At 55.3% G+C, this 18,934-nt stretch carries 24 protein-coding genes; 15 read left to right on the top strand and 9 right to left on the bottom strand.

From position 1 onward, the window contains the following. The first annotated feature begins 114 nt into the window (after positions 1–114). The 8 genes from SIB42_RS10060 to fmt all read left to right on the top strand — a co-directional run bounded on the left by SIB42_RS10060 (position 115) and on the right by fmt (position 9,719). Positions 115–2,478, top strand: a complete 2,364-nt coding sequence (locus SIB42_RS10060) for an RNB domain-containing ribonuclease (RefSeq protein WP_067094561.1) — start codon at positions 115–117, stop codon at positions 2,476–2,478. Next, positions 2,475–3,083, top strand: coding sequence for a flavin prenyltransferase UbiX (locus SIB42_RS10055; RefSeq protein WP_067094558.1), 609 nt, complete (start codon positions 2,475–2,477; stop codon positions 3,081–3,083). The genes SIB42_RS10060 and SIB42_RS10055 overlap by 4 nt, the downstream gene beginning before the upstream one ends. Further along, entirely contained in the window at positions 3,080–3,583 is a 504-nt protein-coding gene (locus SIB42_RS10050) for a hypothetical protein (RefSeq protein ID WP_067094555.1), read from the top strand. The genes SIB42_RS10055 and SIB42_RS10050 overlap by 4 nt, the downstream gene beginning before the upstream one ends. A gap of 675 nt (positions 3,584–4,258) precedes the next feature. Then, a complete protein-coding gene (locus SIB42_RS10045) occupies positions 4,259–4,714 on the top strand; it encodes a DUF2996 domain-containing protein (protein WP_074160772.1) in 456 nt (151 codons plus the stop codon). A 72-nt stretch (positions 4,715–4,786) separates the two neighbouring features. Further along, positions 4,787–5,869, top strand: coding sequence for a magnesium-protoporphyrin IX monomethyl ester (oxidative) cyclase (acsF, locus tag SIB42_RS10040; protein WP_067097535.1), 1,083 nt, complete (start codon positions 4,787–4,789; stop codon positions 5,867–5,869). Next, positions 5,869–7,317 (top strand): TldD/PmbA family protein, encoded by a 1,449-nt coding sequence (locus SIB42_RS10035; protein ID WP_067097201.1) that lies wholly within the window; start codon positions 5,869–5,871, stop codon positions 7,315–7,317. Before acsF ends, SIB42_RS10035 begins: the two co-directional genes overlap by 1 nt. Before the next feature lie 2 nt (positions 7,318–7,319). Continuing rightward, entirely contained in the window at positions 7,320–8,687 is a 1,368-nt protein-coding gene (locus SIB42_RS10030) for a TldD/PmbA family protein (RefSeq protein WP_067097204.1), read from the top strand. Between the two features lie 24 nt (positions 8,688–8,711). Continuing rightward, on the top strand, positions 8,712–9,719 hold the full coding sequence (gene fmt / locus SIB42_RS10025; protein WP_067097207.1) for a methionyl-tRNA formyltransferase: 1,008 nt from the start codon (positions 8,712–8,714) through the stop codon (positions 9,717–9,719). 25 nt (positions 9,720–9,744) lie between these two features. Here fmt and SIB42_RS10020 read toward each other — a convergent pair whose 3' ends face one another. Continuing rightward, the gene (locus SIB42_RS10020) at positions 9,745–10,887 is read right to left on the bottom strand and encodes a DEAD/DEAH box helicase (RefSeq protein ID WP_231856464.1); all 1,143 of its coding nucleotides are present in this window, start codon (positions 10,885–10,887) and stop codon (positions 9,745–9,747) included. Between SIB42_RS10020 and SIB42_RS10015 the strand changes: the two genes are divergently transcribed. Next, positions 10,795–11,112, top strand: coding sequence for a hypothetical protein (locus tag SIB42_RS10015; RefSeq protein WP_231856476.1), 318 nt, complete (start codon positions 10,795–10,797; stop codon positions 11,110–11,112). The two genes, SIB42_RS10020 and SIB42_RS10015, sit on opposite strands and share 93 nt — an antisense overlap. Here SIB42_RS10015 and SIB42_RS10010 read toward each other — a convergent pair. The 3 genes from SIB42_RS10010 to SIB42_RS10000 are packed head-to-tail and all read right to left on the bottom strand — an operon-like array spanning position 11,105 to position 12,394. Further along, positions 11,105–11,329, bottom strand: coding sequence for a hypothetical protein (locus SIB42_RS10010; RefSeq protein ID WP_067097538.1), 225 nt, complete (start codon positions 11,327–11,329; stop codon positions 11,105–11,107). The two genes, SIB42_RS10015 and SIB42_RS10010, sit on opposite strands and share 8 nt — an antisense overlap. 5 nt (positions 11,330–11,334) lie before the next feature. Continuing rightward, entirely contained in the window at positions 11,335–11,670 is a 336-nt protein-coding gene (locus tag SIB42_RS10005; protein ID WP_067097216.1) for a DUF6464 family protein, read from the bottom strand. Between the two features lie 4 nt (positions 11,671–11,674). Further along, complete coding sequence (locus SIB42_RS10000) at positions 11,675–12,394, bottom strand: TerC family protein (RefSeq protein WP_067097218.1); 720 nt, start codon at positions 12,392–12,394, stop codon at positions 11,675–11,677. Positions 12,395–12,431: 37 nt separating this feature from the next. Between SIB42_RS10000 and SIB42_RS09995 the strand changes: the two genes are divergently transcribed. Then, the gene (locus tag SIB42_RS09995; protein ID WP_067097221.1) at positions 12,432–13,235 is read left to right on the top strand and encodes a hypothetical protein; all 804 of its coding nucleotides are present in this window, start codon (positions 12,432–12,434) and stop codon (positions 13,233–13,235) included. 74 nt (positions 13,236–13,309) lie between these two features. On the opposite strand, the gene SIB42_RS09990 is transcribed toward SIB42_RS09995, so the two are convergent. Both SIB42_RS09990 and SIB42_RS09985 read right to left on the bottom strand, forming a co-directional pair. Continuing rightward, positions 13,310–13,630, bottom strand: a complete 321-nt coding sequence (locus tag SIB42_RS09990; protein ID WP_067097224.1) for an MgPME-cyclase complex family protein — start codon at positions 13,628–13,630, stop codon at positions 13,310–13,312. Continuing rightward, the gene (locus SIB42_RS09985) at positions 13,630–14,376 is read right to left on the bottom strand and encodes a pyridoxine 5'-phosphate synthase (RefSeq protein WP_067097541.1); all 747 of its coding nucleotides are present in this window, start codon (positions 14,374–14,376) and stop codon (positions 13,630–13,632) included. Before SIB42_RS09985 ends, SIB42_RS09990 begins: the two co-directional genes overlap by 1 nt. Before the next feature lie 152 nt (positions 14,377–14,528). Between SIB42_RS09985 and SIB42_RS09980 the strand changes: the two genes are divergently transcribed. From SIB42_RS09980 to grxD, 4 genes are read left to right on the top strand one after another with little or no spacing between them, the layout of a single operon-like run. Then, positions 14,529–15,206, top strand: coding sequence for a lysophospholipid acyltransferase family protein (locus tag SIB42_RS09980; RefSeq protein WP_231856465.1), 678 nt, complete (start codon positions 14,529–14,531; stop codon positions 15,204–15,206). A gap of 25 nt (positions 15,207–15,231) precedes the next feature. After that, positions 15,232–15,765 (top strand): hypothetical protein, encoded by a 534-nt coding sequence (locus SIB42_RS09975; RefSeq protein WP_067097227.1) that lies wholly within the window; start codon positions 15,232–15,234, stop codon positions 15,763–15,765. A 57-nt stretch (positions 15,766–15,822) separates the two neighbouring features. Further along, the gene (locus tag SIB42_RS09970; RefSeq protein ID WP_067097230.1) at positions 15,823–16,056 is read left to right on the top strand and encodes a BolA family protein; all 234 of its coding nucleotides are present in this window, start codon (positions 15,823–15,825) and stop codon (positions 16,054–16,056) included. 30 nt (positions 16,057–16,086) lie between these two features. Beyond that, a complete protein-coding gene (gene grxD / locus SIB42_RS09965) occupies positions 16,087–16,410 on the top strand; it encodes a Grx4 family monothiol glutaredoxin (RefSeq protein WP_067097233.1) in 324 nt (107 codons plus the stop codon). Here the strand turns inward: grxD and SIB42_RS09960 are convergent. Then, on the bottom strand, positions 16,399–17,277 hold the full coding sequence (locus tag SIB42_RS09960) for an alpha/beta fold hydrolase (RefSeq protein ID WP_067097236.1): 879 nt from the start codon (positions 17,275–17,277) through the stop codon (positions 16,399–16,401). The two genes, grxD and SIB42_RS09960, sit on opposite strands and share 12 nt — an antisense overlap. A gap of 11 nt (positions 17,278–17,288) precedes the next feature. Beyond that, complete coding sequence (locus SIB42_RS09955; protein ID WP_067097239.1) at positions 17,289–17,558, bottom strand: DUF6761 family protein; 270 nt, start codon at positions 17,556–17,558, stop codon at positions 17,289–17,291. Positions 17,559–17,634: 76 nt separating this feature from the next. Here SIB42_RS09955 and SIB42_RS09950 point away from each other — a divergent pair, with 76 nt between their 5' ends. After that, positions 17,635–18,399, top strand: coding sequence for a response regulator transcription factor (locus SIB42_RS09950; RefSeq protein WP_369818466.1), 765 nt, complete (start codon positions 17,635–17,637; stop codon positions 18,397–18,399). Here SIB42_RS09950 and SIB42_RS09945 read toward each other — a convergent pair. Further along, positions 18,374–18,934 (bottom strand): hypothetical protein, encoded by a 561-nt coding sequence (locus SIB42_RS09945; protein ID WP_067097242.1) that lies wholly within the window; start codon positions 18,932–18,934, stop codon positions 18,374–18,376. The genes SIB42_RS09950 and SIB42_RS09945 overlap by 26 nt on opposite strands.

Below are 18,934 nucleotides of genomic sequence, written 5' to 3'. Positions count from 1 at the left end.
GCGCGCGAGGGACCTTTAAGATTGAGAAATCAAGGGAAGGCGCGGTCTTTCGCTGCACGCGCACCCGAGATGATCCCTCCCGGTCCTGAAGGCCGGTTCCCGTAAACCGTTCCGATGAAATTCACGGTCGCTGACCTCCTCGACCAGGTTCCTGAAGAGGGCAATCTTGAGATTGCCAAGCTTGAAAAGATCCTGCGACTGACCAATCGTGCAGAGAAACATTCTCTCGAGCTTGCTGTCCAAGCTCTGACAAGGCTTGGAATTCTTGATCTCGATAGCGATCGAGCCATCAGCAGGGGAACATCAGTCGATCTGGTCGAAGCACGTCTTCGCTGCAGCAGCAAAGGATTCTGTTTTGCGATTCGTGATGACGGCGGGGATGACATCTATATCCGTGATCATCAACTCAATCACGCATGGAACGGCGATCGGGTCCTTGTCAGGCTCACGCGTGAAGGAGGAAGACGCCGTTCCCCTGAAGGAGGAATCCAGTGCATTCTTGAGCGGGCCACCACAAGTTTGCTTGCTTCGGTGGAACAACAGGATGACCACGTGATCGCTGTTCCACTCGACGACCGTTTACTGGCGTCGATTGAACTCTCTTCCGACGATGCGCCCCATGCGGAAAAACCGATTGGGATGGCCGTTGCAGAAGTCGTGCTGGATCGCTATCCAATCGCACAGTTTCCGGCACGCGGACATGTAGCTCGATCGCTTCCCCTCGATGGTGGTGCTGGAGCTGATCGTGAGCTGATGCTCACCAAGGCCAATCTTCATCAGCGGCCGGCTGCTCCTCGCGCCAGTTTCAAAGCGCCATCAGCCAAAAAACGCGAGGACCTCACCGAGCAGCCCACGTTGATGATCAGCGGCTGGACTTCAGATGGCGCTCCAACGCTGCCAGCTGTTCATGTCATTCCTCACGAGGGTGGCATCCGTCTATGGATTCATAGCCCCGCCGTGGCCGAGCGCCTGAGCCCAGGGAACAGTTACGACCAGTGGCTTCTCAATCAGTCGGAAAGCCTTTGTCTCGGTGGACACTGGATTCCATTGCTGAGCCCCGCCCTTGCGAAGGCCGCTGACTTTTCCGTCGGGGACGTGCAGGACGCTGTTTCGTTGCGTCTGGATATCGATTCCGATGGTGAGTGGCGCGATTGGGACTTTTGCCTCAGTCGAATTCGGCCTGTCGCTGAAGTGAAGGCTGAAGCTCTCCATGCATTGCAATCACGTAAACCAAAGTCGAGAGCAGTTCCTACCGCTTTGAAGTCGATCAAAGACCAAATCGGTCAGCTGGAAACACTGATTTTCTGTGCAACCAAGCTGCATGAAGCTGAACGGCGAGAAGGTCGCATCGAACTGGATCTCAAGCGAGCGCAAGCGGACGACCTGGGTGATCTCAATCATGTGTCGCCTGATGGTGACGGTCAGAATTGGTCAACACCACTGAATGCCAGTTGCCCGAATTCGGTTCTCTCTGTCCTGATTCGGCACGCCCATCGTGTTTGGGAAGAACACAGTCGGAAACTTGGTTTGCCAGCGATTCTTCTTGACGCTCCACCGGCGGACGATGCCGCTCTCAATGATGTTGCCAAGGCTGCCATCGCACTGGATGTGCCTCTTGAACTAGACGAGGATGGTGCTCCCACACCATTTGAACTTTGCCAAGCCTTGGCGAGCAGCGAGTCGAGTCATGTCCTCAATCTGCAACTGAGGCAGGCGTTGCCAGAGAGTTTCTATCGGGCTTCAAGCAGCAGTCAGGAGCCCGGTACAGACGGATCTGAACAAACATTGAGTGAGTCCACTGTGGATCACTCACCGAATCATTCCGACAACAGCGACGCTGATGGTTCGGGCAAGCAGCCACTTCAAACCCTTGCACCCTGGTGCTGCCCAACGCTCCATCAGGCAGATGTCATCAACCAGCAGGTGCTTTGTGCACTGCTCAATGACGGCAAGGATCGTCCAACAGTGCGCCAAAAGAACAAAGTCAAACTTGGAGAAAAAGGAGTCGCTGCCTCAGTCAGCTGGCCTTTATTCACGGCGTCTCAGGAGCAGAAAATCCTTGACACGATCCGTGAACGCACAGTGCAGAAGTTGAATGCGCGGCGACGCCAAGTTGAAGAACTTAAAAAGGATGTCTTGGCAATGACCAAGGCTCGTAGTGCAGAGCCCATGCTTGAGCAGCAGCAGGCCGGTGTCATCAGTGGCGTTCAGAGCTACGGATTTTTTGTTGAAATTGCCCCTTCAATGGTTGAAGGTCTTGTGCATGTCAGCTCACTGAATGATGACTGGTATGAATATCGATCCAGGCAAAACCGTTTAGTTGGCCGAAGAAGCAGGCGCGTTTATCAGTTAGGTGACAGCGTCGAAGTGAAAGTGCTCAAGGTTGATGTGTTGAGAAACCAAATCGATCTTGAAGTGGTTCCTGCCACTACACCAGTTGCTGAGGACCCCCTTCCGGTGGCCGTGAGCGAGGAATGATTCCCTATGTAATTGGTATCAGCGGAGCTTCGGCACAACAACTGGCTGAACGCACATTGCAGTGGATGCTGCGTCGAGATCTCAGCGTTCACGTGATTCTCAGTCGTGGCGCGCACGAAGTCTGGCGTGCTGAACGATCAATCTCGGTGCCTGTGGATCCCAAGCTTCAGGAACGCTTCTGGCGGGATCGACTTGGGGTGAACGATGGTCAACTGATCTGTCATCGCTGGAATGATCAATCAGCTGTCGTTGCCAGCGGCAGTGTGCGCACCAAAGGCATGGTTGTTGTGCCCTGTTCCATGGGAACAGTGGGTCGTCTCGCGGCAGGACTTGCCGGTGACCTGCTTGAGCGCTGTGCTGACGTCCATCTCAAGGAAGGGCGTCCTCTCGTGATCGCTCCAAGGGAAATGCCTTGGAACCTGTTACACCTGCGCAACCTCACGACCCTCGCTGAAGCAGGAGCAAGAATTGCTCCTCCGATCCCGGCCTGGTACACCCAGCCTGAAAGCATCGACGACATGCTCGATTTTCTGGTGATGAGGCTCTTTGACTCGTTAGGGGAATCCCTCACCGATCAGAAACGTTGGCAGGGGCCTCAGCCATGACAAACTTCCAGCGCCTATTGCTGATCCCCTGTCTTTCACCCCTGCTTCTCACGTTGCTCGTCGGTGGCCTCAACCTTGGGAAGTCAGGCAGTCTTCGCATCCTCACTTGGGAGCTACCCAAACTTCCTATCGGCGTGTGGATGGCTGTCGCCGCCGCATCAGGCGCCGTGCTCGGATCTGGAGGTGTGCTGGCTGCAGGATCATCGAAACAGCAGACCCTGCAACGGGAGGTCCGGCGGCCTTACACATGGCAAGAAGAAGTCTCAGAGCCAGACACGCAGCGTGCAGCCACAACGGCAGCAACCATGCCTTGGCCGGAGAGAGACGTGCGAGATCCTGCACCCACCGTGTCAGTGCCCTTCAGGGTGATTCGGACCGGTCGCTCATCCAAGGACAGCAAGCCTCGGCCGGAGGTGCGGGAGAAAACTGTTCCAGAGCCTGTTCAAACCTCAACAACAGACCTTGATGACTGGAATCAACCAATTCCGACAGATTGGTGAAACTGGTGAGAAGTGTCCTGGGCTGTCTACAGTCCCGCGAGCGATTTATGTCCGGTGAGCGAAACCCCCGACACTCCTGCCAAGCCCGAAACACCTGAGGCACCTGCAGTGCCTGCAGGTACAGAAGCTTCGGCGGAAGCGGACGTGACTGTCTCCCCAGACAAACCGGACAAGACACAAGCAAAGGCCAAAGCAGAAGCAGCGGAGAAAGCCGAACCAGCAACAGAAGCAACCAACAAGCCAGACAAGACACCAACCCCTGCCAAAACGGATCAAGCAGAGAAGCCTGATCCATCGCAGGAGAAGGCTGCCCCCATCAAAGCTGACTCATCGGCTAGTTCGGATCCAGCAGCGGACAAGCCAGACAAGACTCCCAACCCTGTCAAACCGGATCAAGGGAAGCAGCCTGATCCAGCTCAGGAGACGGCTTCCCCCATCAAAGCTGACTCATCGGCCAGTTCGGATCCAGCAACCGACAAGCCAGACAAGTCTCCAACCTCTGCCAAACCAGATCAAGCAGAGAAGCCTGATCCAGCGCAGGAGAAAGGTGCCCCCGTCAAAGCTGACTCATCGGCCAGTTCGGATCCAGCAACCGACAAGCCAGACAAGACTCCAACCCTTGCCAAACCGAATCAAGGAGAGAAGCCTGATCCAGCGCAGAAGAAGTCTGCCCCTGTGAAAGCCGACTCATCAGCCAGTTCTGCTCCAGCTGCGGCCAAGGCAGGGAAGACTAATACCACGGATAAACCCGCCAAACCCGCACCAAAACCCAAACCGGAGGACAAGCCATTTACCAATTTCATCCAGGAGGATCTGCTTCCATCACTGACCAAATCTTTGACCGCGCGCGAACAAACGCCGATCAGCCTCACGCTGGTTGAGGGAGAACGCCCGGTGGTGGGTGGTCGTTGTTGGATGGTTCAAGGCGAATTGCCTTCAGAACGTCGGTTCTGGCTTTGCTTTGAAGCCGATGCGATCACGTCGGGCAAAACGATCGCTCTTGCTGAATCCGGTTCAGATCCAAGCCTGCTCGAATCGTTCCTGATCGATGAGAAACGCATCAACCTGGCCTTGCTTGAATCTCGACTGCTCCAACGCCTGAATGGTCAGAAGTGGTTCGGAGGCAACTGAACCAATGGGTTACACCCAGCCCCGGCTGTGCCTGGACTGCATTTACGATGCTGAAAACACACGTTGGATCTGATGGTGCCTCCCACCGCTGTGAATGACGCAAAATCCGGGGGTTCCGGCGTCGCCGTCAAAGATCCGGTCAAGGACACGATCCTGACGCCCCGCTTCTACACAACTGATTTTGAAGCCATGGCGGAGATGGATCTCCGCCCCAATGAGGCTGAGCTCGAGGCGATCTGTGAGGAGTTCCGCAAGGATTACAACCGTCACCACTTTGTGCGTAATGAGGAATTCGACGGTGCAGCAGACAAACTCGACCCCGAGACGCGTCGCGTCTTCATTGAGTTCCTTGAACAGAGTTGTACCTCTGAATTTTCAGGTTTTCTTCTCTATAAAGAGCTGAGCCGTCGCATCAAAGCCAAGAATCCGCTGCTTGCAGAATGCTTCGCTCACATGGCCAGAGATGAAGCCAGACATGCTGGCTTCCTCAATAAATCGATGAGTGATTTTGGTCTTCAGCTCGATCTAGGGTTTCTAACTGCAAACAAGAAATACACTTTCTTCAAGCCAAAATTTATTTTTTACGCCACTTACCTCTCTGAAAAAATTGGATACTGGCGCTATATTGCAATTTTCAGGCATCTTGAAAAGAATCCTGAAAGTAAAATTTTCCCAATTTTTAACTTCTTTGAAAACTGGTGTCAAGACGAAAATCGCCATGGAGATTTCTTTGACGCCCTGATGAAGTCTCAGCCTGACACCGTTCGCGGTCTGCGTGCCCGGCTCTGGTGTCGATTCTTCCTGCTTGCAGTTTTCGCCACGATGTATGTCAGGGATGTGGCTCGCAAGGAGTTTTACGAAGCTCTTGGCCTCGATGCTCGCGAGTACGACCGAATGGTGATCGACAAGACCAACGAGACATCCGCTCGGGTCTTCCCGGTTGTTCTTGACGTACAAAATCCTCGTTTCTACGAACGATTGGAAAAAATCATCACGAACAACGAGTCTCTGGATTCTGTGGATAAGAGTTCATCACCAGCTCCACTCAAATTTGTTCGCAAACTTCCGCACTGGATTGCCAACGGAGCACAGATGGCATCTCTCTTCTTGATGTCACCTGTTCGCAGCGAAAACTATCAGCCCAGTGTGCGCTGATGCAGACAACTCTTCAAAAGTCTTCGGCTGGGTTCAATGATCTGAACCCAGGCCATCACCCCTGGCGTCAACGCCTCGACGCATTGCTGAATGCGGGGGTCAGTGCCGGAGCCGATCTCGTTGAAGTGTTTCTGGAACGCACGGATCATCTCGGGGTCCTTGCCGAACAGGACAAGATCACAAGCGTCGGCCCCTCATTCGGGATGGGAGCAGGTATCCGGGTGTTCCGGTCTGGGAGGGATGGTTTCGTTAGTACCAACGACCTGAGTGATCAAGGGCTGGAAGAAGCTCTCCACCAGGCTCTGGCCATGCTTCAGCTCAACTCCTCCACACTTGCCTCCCCTAACTCATTTGATGGTCTTGGACCTCTTCGTGACTACGGCTCTTCCAAAAACACGTGGCTGGACAGCACACCAGATCTCGTCACCATCACGCAGCGTCTTCTTGAGGGAACACATTGCCTGCAGAAGCGCGGTCAGCATCTTGACGTCCGTCGGGGCAGCTTCGCTCGCGACTGGCAAGAAGTACTTGTTGCAGCCAGCGATGGAACATTTGCCCGTGACATCAGGTTGCATCAGTCCAGTGGACTGAGTGTGCTCGCAGCCGATGGCGAACATCGCTCCAGCATTGCCCGCCGTTACGGAAGCAGCGATCGTCCTGATGATCTATGCCACTGGAACGTTGATGCTTCGGCTCAAGAGGTCTGTGACAGCGCCGCCAAAATGCTCCGGGCCGATTACGTCGACGGTGGCCAGATGCCCGTGGTATTGGCCAATCGATTCGGTGGTGTGATCTTCCATGAAGCCTGTGGTCACCTTTTGGAAACCACCCAGGTTGAGCGTGGTTCCACACCATTTGCCGACAGCATTGGTGAAAGCATTGCCCATTCCGCCGTCACTGCAATCGATGAGGGAGTGAGTGGTGGTGCATTCGGATCCATATCCATGGATGACGAGGGCATGGAGCCTCAAAGAACCGTTCTGATTGAAAACGGAATCCTTCAATGTTTTCTGAGTGACCGAGCTGGTGAAATGCGAACAGGACACGCCCGCACCGGCAGCGGTCGTCGACAGAGTCATGGCTTCGCTGCTGCAAGCCGCATGCGCAACACCTACATCGATGCGGGTCCTCACAGCATCGATGATCTGATTAGCTCGATTGACCATGGGCTGTATTGCAAATCCATGGGAGCAGGCAGCGTCGGTGCAACCGGACAGTTCAACTTCTCTGTTGAAGAGGGGTACCTGATCAAAAATGGTCAGCTCGGTCAACCGGTCAAAGGCGCCACTTTGATCGGTGATGCCAAGGAAGTCATGCCCCGGATCTCTATGTGTGCTGATGATCTTGAGCTTGCTGCCGGCTACTGCGGGTCCGTCAGCGGCAGCGTGTTTGTAACCGTGGGTCAACCTCACGTGAAAGTGGATTCAATCACCGTGGGAGGTCGTTGATCATGACCAACGCTCCACTCAATGTGAGGTCGCTTCAGGATCAGCTCCAGTCGCTTGCCCGTCGCGAAGGAATTTCAAAATGGGATCTGGGCGCCAGTCGAAGCAGCAGTGCTTCAGTTCAGGTTGACCGTGGTGAGGCCAAACAGCTGAAAGCTGCACAACGCAGTTCGATCACGGTTCGAGTCTGGAACCAACAAGGGTTGGTTGGCATCACCAGCACCTCTGATCTGTCTGATTCAGGTCTGGAAAAAGCGCTGATGGGCGCGCAGCAAGCGAGTGAATTCGGTAACCCCGACGACGTGCCTGGTTTTTCCCCTCTCGCCACTGCACCTCAACCGGATCTTCATCGTCCTGTCCAAGAGGCTCAAGGCATTCAGCGTCTCCTCGAGCAACTGCTGGACGCTGAGCAGCAACTGCTGGGTCGTCATCCGGCCATCGGCACACTTCCCTACAACGCCATGAATGAGGGAAGTAGTGAACGGATCTACCTCAACAGTGAAGGTGCACTGCGCCAGGCACAACGCACTCAGGCAAGCATTTTTCTGATGGCACGTGCGGAGGAAAGTGGTCGCAAACCCCGCAGTGGCGGTGCGGTGCGGCTCGCTCTTGGCAGCCGCGATCTGGATCTGTCGGGATGCATCGATGAGGCTGCAGAGCGCACCATCAGCCATCTCAACTATCAGCCCATCGACACTGGTCGCTACCTGGTGTGTTTCACACCGGAGGCCTTTCTTGATCTGATCGGTTCATTCAGCAGCATGCTCAATGCCCGTGCCGTCCTAGACGGTGTCAGTCTCAGCAAACCTGAATCGATCGGCGATCAATTAGCCGTTCCTTTCTTCAATCTCACCGACAACGGTCTGCATCCAGCCCATGTTGGAGCCATGCCTTTTGATGGGGAAGGAACCCCAACCCGAGCCCTACCCCTGATCCGTGAGGGTCGCCTGGAGAACTTCCTGCATTCCGAAGCCACCGCTCGCCATTTCGGGGTAAATCCAACAGGACATGCTGGGATGGGTGCCAAGGTGTCCGTCGGTCCCGACTGGTTTGAAGTCAGTCGCACGCCCTCCATGAACACAGGAGCCGATCATCTTGATCACGCCACCAGTGTTGACACTTTCGTTTTGATTGAAAGCCTCAGTGCTCTTCATGCCGGTGTGAAAGCCAGTCAAGGAGCGTTCTCACTGCCCTTCGACGGTTGGCTGGTTCAAGGTGGGGAACGCATTTCCGTTGAGGCCGCAACAGTGGCCGGCGACATTCGCGAACTCCTACGTTCCATTGTTCATCTCGAACCGGAATCCGTGATCACCCATGAAGGGGTTAGTCCTTACGTGTGGGTTGATGGTCTGGCGATCACTGGTGAAGCCTGAACAGTCTTTGCTGATTCATTGGTCTTGAAAGTTCTGTTCTGGGGTACGCCCGTTTATGCAGTGCCCACGCTCGATGCCCTGCTGTCTGCAGGACATCGGATCGTCGGTGTTGTGACGCAGCCCGATCGACGTCGAGGTCGGGGCAAACAATTAATGCCCTCAGCCGTGAAAGCACGGGCTTTGGAACTCGGCTTAAGGGTTTATACCCCCGAAAAAATCCGCCGAGATCATGCCTGTCAACAGCAGCTCGCCGATCTTGGTGCCGACCTTTCTGTTGTGGTTGCGTTCGGCCAAATTCTGCCTCCTGAAGTGTTGAGACAGCCACCATTGGGCTGCTGGAACGGTCATGGCTCATTGCTGCCGAGATGGCGGGGAGCAGGCCCAATTCAATGGTCCATCCTTGAAGGTGATGCTCAGACCGGCGTTGGTGTGATGGGCATGGAAGAGGGACTGGACACCGGTCCCGTGCTGATCCAAAGGGAACTCGAAATCGGTTTACTTGAAAACGCGCATCAACTCGGTGAGCGACTCAGCAAACTCACGGCAGATCTCATGGTTGAGGCCTTGCCACAGATTGAAACCGCAGGAGCAGGACCGGAAGAGGAGCGACTTCGCAGGTTGGGTGTACGCCACCAGACTTCTGAGGTCACCTACGCACGCATGCTCGTGAAAAGTGACTACCAGATCGATTGGTCTGCTTCGGCACTTGCCATCCATCGCAAGGTGATGGGCCTCTTTCCAGGTGCTGTGACCCTCTGGAACGGAAAACGGCTCAAGTTGCTGGTCACTGAACCCTTGATCGAGAGACTGCGTCAGGATCTGAGCCCTCTCGCGCAAGACCTCCTGGGCCGCTGGCCAACCGGTGGGCACCAGGCCGGAATGGTTCTGGAGAGCTGTGAGGCTGGTTTGGTGGTCAGCAGTTCAGGGTGCCCATTACTGATCCGCGAAGCACAGCTGGAAGGAAAAGGTAGGAGCCATGGCCGGGCTCTCGTTCAGCAATTGCAGGCCAAGACAGGCGTCATGCTTGGCTGACTGAGCAAACACTCCTTGGCCCCGCTCAACGTCTGCGCTGGCGGGATACGGCTGTTGGACTGCGACGACCGCGTTGATGACCGCGTTGACTGCTGCGCCGTTTGCCACCGCCGAGGTCCAGAGGTGGGGCCGTAAGAATCGTCGGTTCGAAACCTTTCACCTGTTCTTTGCGCAATGCTTCGCCAGTGAGACGCTCAATGGCCTTCAGCAACAGTGATTCCTCAGCGGCAACAAGCGAAATGGCATGACCGGTTTCACCAGCTCGACCGGTGCGACCAATGCGATGGACATAATCCTCTGCCACGTTGGGAAGATCCAGGTTGACAACGTGCGGCAACTGTTGGATATCAATTCCCCTTGCAGCAATGTCGGTGGCCACAAGCACCCGGACACTGCCCTGCTTGAAGCCCTGAAGAGCTCGGGTACGAGCACCCTGACTTTTGTTGCCATGAATCGCAGCCGCTTCGAGTCCTTCCTTGCTGAGCTTTTCCGCCACGCGATTGGCGCCGTGCTTGGTCCGCGAAAACACGAGCACCTGACGCCAGTTCCCGCTTCTGATCAGATGACTGAGAAGTTCCGGCTTGCGTTTCATGTCACAGGGGTGAACGACCTGCTCCACAGAACGTGCAGTCTGGTTTTCGGGCGTGACCTGAATCTGCAGTGGTTGATGCAGTAACCCGGTGGCCAGCTTTCGGATCGGAGGACTGAATGTGGCAGAAAAAAGCAGGGTCTGCCGTTGCTCGGGCATCAGCCGAATCAATCTGCGGATGTCATGTATGAAGCCCATATCAAGCATTCGATCCGCTTCATCCAGCACCAGGCATTCCAACTGATCAAAACGCACCACCCCCTGCTGTTGGAGATCAAGCAGTCGGCCTGGTGTCGCCACCAGTAGATCCACTCCTCCCTGAAGTCGTTCAATCTGCGGATTGATCTTGACTCCACCGAACACCACATCACTTCGCAAAGGAAGGTGATGCCCATAAGCACGCACATTCTCATGAACCTGAGCGGCCAGTTCACGAGTGGGCGTTAAAACCAACGATCTCACCTGCCCACGACCGGAGCGTCTGCCATGCCGAAGTCGTTCGAGCATGGGCAGCGTGAATCCGGCTGTTTTCCCAGTGCCGGTCTGAGCTGCCGCCATTACATCACGACCACGAATCACCGCTGGAATCGCCTGTTCCTGAATCGGCGACGGGTGGATATACCCCTTGTCCCTCAGCGCTTTGAGAAGGGGTTCACCGAGTCCCAGGTCTTCGAAGCCGACCTGGGAATTGACCGTGACAGAGGTCTCGCTGATTGTGTTGGAGCCGAATCTTTCACCCTAGGAGGCGACCCAAAAACACTGGCTAGAGGCTTGCCTGGCCTTCAACAAAACGAACTCAGTTGATCTTCCAGACAGCATCCTCTGGAATTTCCGGTGCCGTGTGTAGATCGGTTGGCTCCTGCTGGCTCACCCGCCAAGCGGGAACCCTTGTATCTCGATAGCTGCCATGTTGAATCAGGACCCCTTCCTGTTCATCCGTGGTGGCATAAAACCCTCCTTCCCAGTGGGACTTCTGATTCAGACCACCACGAAACCAGACCCAACAGCGCTCACGTTTCATTGATGTCACGCCGACCAGTGACTGCAACGTTCGCATGGACCCTCAGGGATCACAGCGCAGCGCATCAGTGGACTTCGAGCATTGAAACGACAGGCAGGATCACCAATGACCCAGCCATGCTGAAACCAGCGTGCATCGTCGGGTCTCTTCTGAGGTTTCACCATCAGAACGACTGAACTCAACTGATAGCTTCCGGAATGGAGTCGGTAACGGTGACGGCGCTGCATCACAAGGAAACTGTCGTCGTCGTGCAGGAACCAGAGGCCCGGGGAAGGAAGCTCATCGAGTTCAACACGATCGAGCAATTGCTCACTGCCGGTCTGTCGGATTTCCACGAGCATTTGCTCAGGACTCCTCTGCTGCAGGGGATTCACGGAGAGAAAATCCCCAGACCATCAAGCCAACGACTGCCGCAAGAGTCACCAGTTCAGATGGATGAAGGGTTGGTAGGGCCATCAGCGCCAGCAGCTTGAGACCCACAAAACCAACCGCAAGGAAACCGGCTGTTTCTAGACGTGGATAAATCTGCAGCCAGCGAATGAACAGTCCTGAGGTGAAACGCAAAGCGACCACTCCGATCAAGGCACCCGTCAACACAAGTAGCAACTGATCACTGATGGCAACTGCAGCAGCGACACTGTCGATCGAAAAGGCGAGGTCGGTGATCGCCAGGGTCAGCACCGTTCGACTGAATCGGATTGGCTTGGAAGCTGTTTCAACCGATACTTCACTGGCTTCTTCGGTCGAAGAATTCCAGTGACTGAAGCAGATCCAGAGCAAGTAACCGCCTGCAATCAACTGAATCGGCGGAAAAGCCAGAACATACTGCGCCATCAGGATCAGCCCGACGCGCAACCCGAACGCCATCACAATGCCGAGATTCAACGCCCGTCGTTCAAGTCGGGGATCCCTTTGTTCACGGGCGATTGCCGCCAGCGCAATCGCATTGTCGGCCGAGAGAAGCAACTCAAGAGCGACAAGTACTGGCAACAGCGGCAGCAGTTCACCCAGCTGATCAACGCCGTCCAACCAGGCAGTGAGTGACGACAGTGCAGCTGTATCCATTTCTACAGCCTAGAAATGGAAGACATTGATCAGTGGAATGCGAACCCACGCCCAGCTCTGCCATGTGAGTTCCGACCGATGCGTTGTGCTTGTTGAGGCCTACGAGGGCACAACACCTCTGGGGAGTGCTCTCGGTGAAGGACGCAGCGCCATAGAAGCTGAGGATCAGGCTCTTGAGCGACTTCGAGCAAGGCTGGGCACCTCTGAACCCGCCAAAGTCGAAGAACTAACTACAACGACTTTTCTTACTAGCGTTGAAGGCTCGGTTCAGCCTGGCGGATCAAAACAGCTGCAGCCGATCAGGCGCGTCGCTAAGCCTGAAATCAAGGAATCGGTGGAAACCAAGCAGGTTATGAAACCCCAGCAGAAGCAGCCAACGCCTGTTACCGCTGCTGCTGACGAAATCGTGGGAAGGGGTCCTGATCCACAACCTCCCAGCGAATCACCGATCGACCCAGAGGACTGGAGTGAGGAGCTCACTGCCATCGACCTCGAACTTCAGAGGATCGGATGGGACCGCGACAGCGAAAAGATCTATCTCGAACGAGCCTTCGGACATGCAAGCCGCCATCGACTAACGCGCTTCAGTGATCTCGTGGCCTACCTGAAACGTCTTCGTGATCTGACGGCAGGAAGTGATCCACAGCACGCCGAGATTCCTTTACGTCGATCCGATTTAGTGACTCAGGGGGACGAAATTCTCAAACGGCTGCAATGGAATCAGCAACAGGCGAAAGACTTTCTTAATCAACACCTTCAGGCCAGTTCACGTCAGCAGCTCACCGACGAGCAACTTTTGAACTTCAACATGTTGCTTGAAGAGCAACTACTCAGTTCCTGAACTGAAATGCCTAGGAATAATGATCAATACCAGTAGAGCCATTGCTCAGCGATACGAAAAAGATGGCAGAGGTTTCATCCCGCGGTTGCGATGGCATCAGGAATTTCAGAACTGGGGGCTTCAAAACGTCCGTCAAGGACAAACTCCAGCCTTAATTTCATGAACGTAATGAAATTGGAATCTGTCGAGACCACAGCCGCAGCAGGCTGAGGGAGCCGTTCACGAATCGTCCTCATCTCCGCTGCGTTGAGGAAAGCAGGTTGGCGAACAAGCCAGAAATCGACCTCCTTGCCATGTTCTTGATAGTGACGTCGTCTTTCCTTGAGCACTTCATCCAATGGCTCCTCCTCGGTGAGGAATCGATCGCTTGCTGCAACGAAGTAGTACGTGGTCATCAACTTTGGCTGGCGAACAAGGGCTCACGGCGTGGATTCTGAACCAAGAAGCGCATTTCGCTAACAGCGGTTTTCAAACCGACTGCAAGCGCCCTGGCCACAATCGTGTGGCCAATGTTGAGCTCCTCCATTCCCTCTATGGCTGCGACTGGTTCAACGTTCTGATAGGTGAGTCCATGGCCGGCGTTGACGCGTAGGCCGAGGGAGCGGGACAACGCAGTGGCTTCCGTCAAACGGGCCAATTCATGGGGTTGTTCTGTCCAAGCAGCCTCCGAGTAGGTGCCGGTGTGTAATTCAACCCAGCGTGCTCCTGCATCGCGACTGGCCTTCAACTGCGACGGGTCCGGATCCACGAAAAGGCTGACGGGAATGGCTTGCTCATGCAGTCGCTGCACCATGATTTTCAGCTGCTCAATCTGAGATGCGACGTCTAGCCCTCCCTCGGTGGTGACCTCTTCACGACGTTCAGGAACCAATGTGACCATGTCTGGTCTGACACGCAAAGCGATTTCAACCATCTCGTCGGTGGCAGCCATTTCCAGGTTCAAACGGCTGCGCACGGTTTGCCTGAGAAGATCCACATCACGGTCCTGAATATGACGACGGTCTTCGCGCAGATGCACGGTGATTCCGTCAGCTCCTCCAAGTTCGGCTAATAGAGCCATTGGCACAGGATCAGGCTCCACCGTTCTCCTGGCCTGCCGCACATTGGCAATGTGGTCGATATTCACCCCAAGGCTGGCCACGTTGTGTCGTTGAAATGGCATGAATCCTATTCAGCGCCTGATCCGATTCGGCCGAAGGAGCAACTGCCCAGCAGAGTCCTTGGGGTGCGGTCTTCCCCGGTAATTTCTGCTGAGTGGATTTTTAGTTCGAGGCGGTGTCCAGCAGCCTGACGATGCGTTCATCTGCCCTCGATACGGGGATCGATCCCTTCTGGGCCCCTCTTGCCATGGTTGTGACCCAGGACATGGCGCTTCATTACCTGCGTGGGAGAACCGTTCTGGGCGCGGAGAATCTTCCGAAAGACGGTCCGGTTCTTCTGGCTCCAACGCACCGAGCCCGCTGGGATGCCCTGATGATCCCCATGGCTGCAGGACGACGGATCACTGGCCGTGACTGTCGTTTCATGGTCACAAGAACAGAAATGTCCGGATTGCAGGGATGGTTCCTGCACCGTCTGGGTTGTTTTGCGGTCGACCAAGACAAGCCTTCACTGACAACCCTGAGATTTGCTCTTGACCTTTTGGAGAGTGGTCAACAACTGGTGGTTTTTCCTGAGGGACGGATCAAAAGGACTGATGCACCAATCGAGTTGGAGCAAGGCCCCGTCAGGCTTGCGCAACTGGCTCAACGCCGGGGGATCAATGTGCAGGTAGTGCCTGTTGGTCTTGCCTACAACCCTGCTGTTCCAGGCCCACGCAGTCGTTCAGCAATTTGCTTCGAACAACCTTTAGTGGTTGATGGCAAGGGCAAGGAGGAGGCCCTTCGCTTCAATCACTTACTCGCCAATCGGATGCATACGGCTGAACAAGCGGCCCGAGAGGCCATCGGACGACCGCTGAATTGCCTTTAAAGTCCGCGCACTCAAGATTGGTTCCATGGGCACCCGCCTTCTTTGCTCAGCGATTGCCTTGACTGCCGGCTTGTGCATGACCCCTGCATTGGCACAGTCGGGAGCGGATTCTTCTGGCTCACCCACCAAAGTGCTTGCTTCCAGTGGCTCGGGTTTCAATGTTTCATCCGTCGAGGCCTTGATTCAGCGCGGTGATGCAGCAGTGGCATCCGGCAATCTGGTTCAGGCGAAGAAGGACTACGACAACGCTCGAATTGCTTCCAAGCAGCTTTTGGCGTTCTACCGCGATCTCTCTGGTTCATTCCGAGGGCTCGATGCCCGTATCCCCAGGGAAATGGATACCAAAGGACGTGCGGCTCTGGCTCTCCTTGCCCAGTCCAACCTCCGTCTTGCAGCGCTCTTCCGCCGTCAGGGGCAGCCGGCAGTTGCTGTGCCGGTGCTGGTTGAAGTCGTGAGACTGATGACCCCTGCCAAACCAGAAGGTCAGAAGGCCTACCAGAGCCTTTTGGAACTCGGTTTCGTTGACACCCCCTACCGCGGTGCTTCCGCTGGTGAGTGATCGGATTCACACGCGACATTCATCTGCCAGCATCATTTGAGTTCAAGCTCTGATCCAATGGTTCAGCCTGACGCGGTCACCTCTGCCATTCGTCGCGCGATCCCAGATGCTCAGGTGAGCGTCGAGGACCTCACCGGTGGTGGTGATCATCTTCAGGTGAGCGTGGTGTCGACCGCCTTCGACGGTCTCAATCGCATCCGTCAACATCAGCTTGTTTATCGAGCCTTGAGGGAGGAGCTGGCTTCAGAGGCCATTCACGCCCTAGCTCTGAACACCTCCACACCCAACTGATTCGCCTCTTTCTCTGATCGCCTGATTTCCATGGACAGCCAGACCCAATCCCGCATCGAGAGCCTGATCCAGTCGAGCCCAATCTTTGTGTTCATGAAGGGCACCAAGCTGATGCCTCAGTGCGGCTTCTCCAACAATGTTGTGCAGATCCTCAATGCACTTGGCGTGAGTTTTGAGACGTTTGACGTGCTCTCTGACCCTGAGGTCCGCCAGGGAATCAAGGAATACTCCGATTGGCCCACCATTCCTCAGGTGTATGTCAAAGGCGAATTCATGGGTGGATCCGACATCCTCATCGAGATGTACAACGACAACACTTTGAAGGAAAAGCTGGAGATAGCTTTAGCCAGCTGACTCATCCAACTGATCCAAGAAATGATTCACCACTGCAATGAACGTCTGATTGCGATCGATATAGGTCTTGTGACCTGCATCCTTCAGCACTTCCAATCGGGCGCGATCACCAAGCATTGATCTTGCATCCTCCAGGGTCTGTGGCGTGGCCGTGTCGTATTCCCCGCAGATCAGCAGCGTTGGCTTCGAGATATTCTGAAAGCTTGGAAACAACTCAAGGTCACTGAGTCGTCCTTGATGCTGGAACTCACTCGGTCCCCACATCTGTCGATAAAGCTTGTTGTTGCCCCTCTGACGCTCACAACGCACTGCTTCTTGATCTGATGCTTGATCGGAACGACAGAAGTGTCGGCGTTCGAATTCGGTCTCCAAATCGACCGACTCGCCCAACTCTCTTTGAATGTTGTTGATCAGCTGATTGCAATCGGCAATCCACCGCTGTGTTGACAGCAGAGGAGACGAGAGCAACAGGGCTGCCACTCGATCTGGGTGATTCAGGCAGAACTGCGTCATGACTGCGCCACCCCATGAATGTCCAAAGACATGGGCACGGGCGATGCCCAACTGATCGAGAATGCAACGGGGTTCCGTCGCAAAGCGCTTCAGTGTCATCTGCTCCGGCAGCAGATCGGCAGGTGATGCAAACGAGCCAAGCTGGTCGTAGAAGATCGTTGGTCGTTGATCAGCCAGGGGATTCAGAGCGTCATAGAGACCAACGCTGGAACCACCTGGACCTCCGTGCGTGATCAATAAAGGAACCCGATCAGCAGCTTCCACAGCGTGAGGTTGGTAATAACGCAGCTCAATGAAGCCTCCGTCGACCGAGACCGTTCTTACAGCCTCAAGGGAATGACGATTGATGCCCATGACCCGGAGGTTCAATACTGATTCGGATGCCTGTAGAGAGCGCTCACATCCCCGTCAGGACCAATAAAACTGGAAGGATCCAGGATCCAGCGTTCAATTAGTGTCTCAAGCTTGGACAGTTCTCTTGGATCGAGATCACCGGTTCTGCGCAGAGCATGCAGATAGCCATCGGCATAGAGACGCAACTCAGACGGGCCGTGATAGCGACTTGTCAGTTCCTGGCAGGCATCACAGAGCGCCTGGAAGTGGCGAATGGCCTCCGGGTGCTGAAGAGATGTCATCTTTGGTGAGGACGGCAGCCTCTGTTACCAGCGTGCCTAGGAAAGGCATTAGCGTAAGACGGCTTTCGGATGCCTTGTGACCTCCTCCTCCCGCGATCTCCTCGCCCATGGAACCGGTCAGGCTCCTGTGCAGCAACTCACTGTTCCCGCGATTCCGTCCCGAGAACCCGCTCGGATTCTCGTTGTAGAACCTCATCCGACACTGCGGACCGTCCTTGTTCAGCGTCTGCGCCAGGACGGCCATCTCACTGCTGCGGTGTCGTCGTCGCAGGAAGCCATTGAGCTCTGTCAGGAGCAGTCTCCTGATCTGTTGGTCAGTGCTGAGCTGCTGGAACAAAGTTCTGCCCTGAGACTTGGCCAGCAATTGCGCTGTCCAGTGATTGTGTTGACAGCCCGCAGCGGCGCTGAACCCGTAGTGGGATTGCTTGATGACGGCGCGGATGACGTGCTGCGCAAACCCTTTGGCCTTGAAGAGATGGCCGCCCGCTGTCGCACTCTGCTCAAGCGGGGTCGCAGCGGCCTGCAGGAACGCGTTGCCGTTGGTCCCCTTGAGGTCCATCTACTGCTACGTCAGGTGACCCTGAGAGAGCAACCGGTTGAACTCAGTCCCCGCGAATTCGCCCTGCTGTGCGCATTACTGATGCCACCTGGGATGGTGCGCAGCCGTCAAGAGCTTCTGAGAATGGCCTGGCCTCCGTTCAGTGGTGGGCCACGCTCAGTGGATACCCAGGTCTTGACGCTCCGCCGCAAGCTTGAACAGGCAGGTCTAGGCGAAGGTGGCGGCATCACCACCGTTCGTCAGCAGGGATATCGGTTCAGCCTGGATAACCTGCCGGACTAGCAATCCATCCCGTTCTCACGGCAACAGCCACCGCTATTTCGATAGTCAGCATGCCAACCGCCAGGCCAAACAGCAGTTGGTAGGTCCAGGGTGGAGTTAGCCGTTGGATCGAGCCTGTCTTGAGACCGGTTCTCCCCTCAACAATTGAAAGGAACCGATCGAACTGCTCAAGACGTTGTGGAAGCAACCGTTTCTCCTGGTTGAAGGTGGTGAAGTAATAGACACTTCCTCCCTGGCTTGTACCAACAGGAACCAGTCGCTGGATCTCTCCCCATTGCAGCTGCCAACCACGACGAATCAACCAGCGGCACCAAGGGGGATAACCCACGCTGATTCCTTGGTCATCTACGTTGACCCGCTCGCTGAGCATGGCAAGCACTAGTGTCAATCCAATCGGGGCAGCCAGCCAGAGCGTCAGCTTTAAACCTGGAGGTGCCATTAACGGCAATGGCAGCACCAGTGCCAGGTAGACACAGATGAGAGTTCCCCTGATCAGTGGTGAAAGTCGAAACCGCTCCTGAAGCGCGACAGGCAT

It is taken from the genome of Synechococcus sp. MIT S9508, assembly GCF_047303045.1.
Classification (GTDB): domain Bacteria; phylum Cyanobacteriota; class Cyanobacteriia; order PCC-6307; family Cyanobiaceae; genus Synechococcus_C.
The sequence above is the reverse complement of the archived record's forward strand: the minus strand, read 5'-3'. Positions and strand labels throughout refer to the sequence as shown.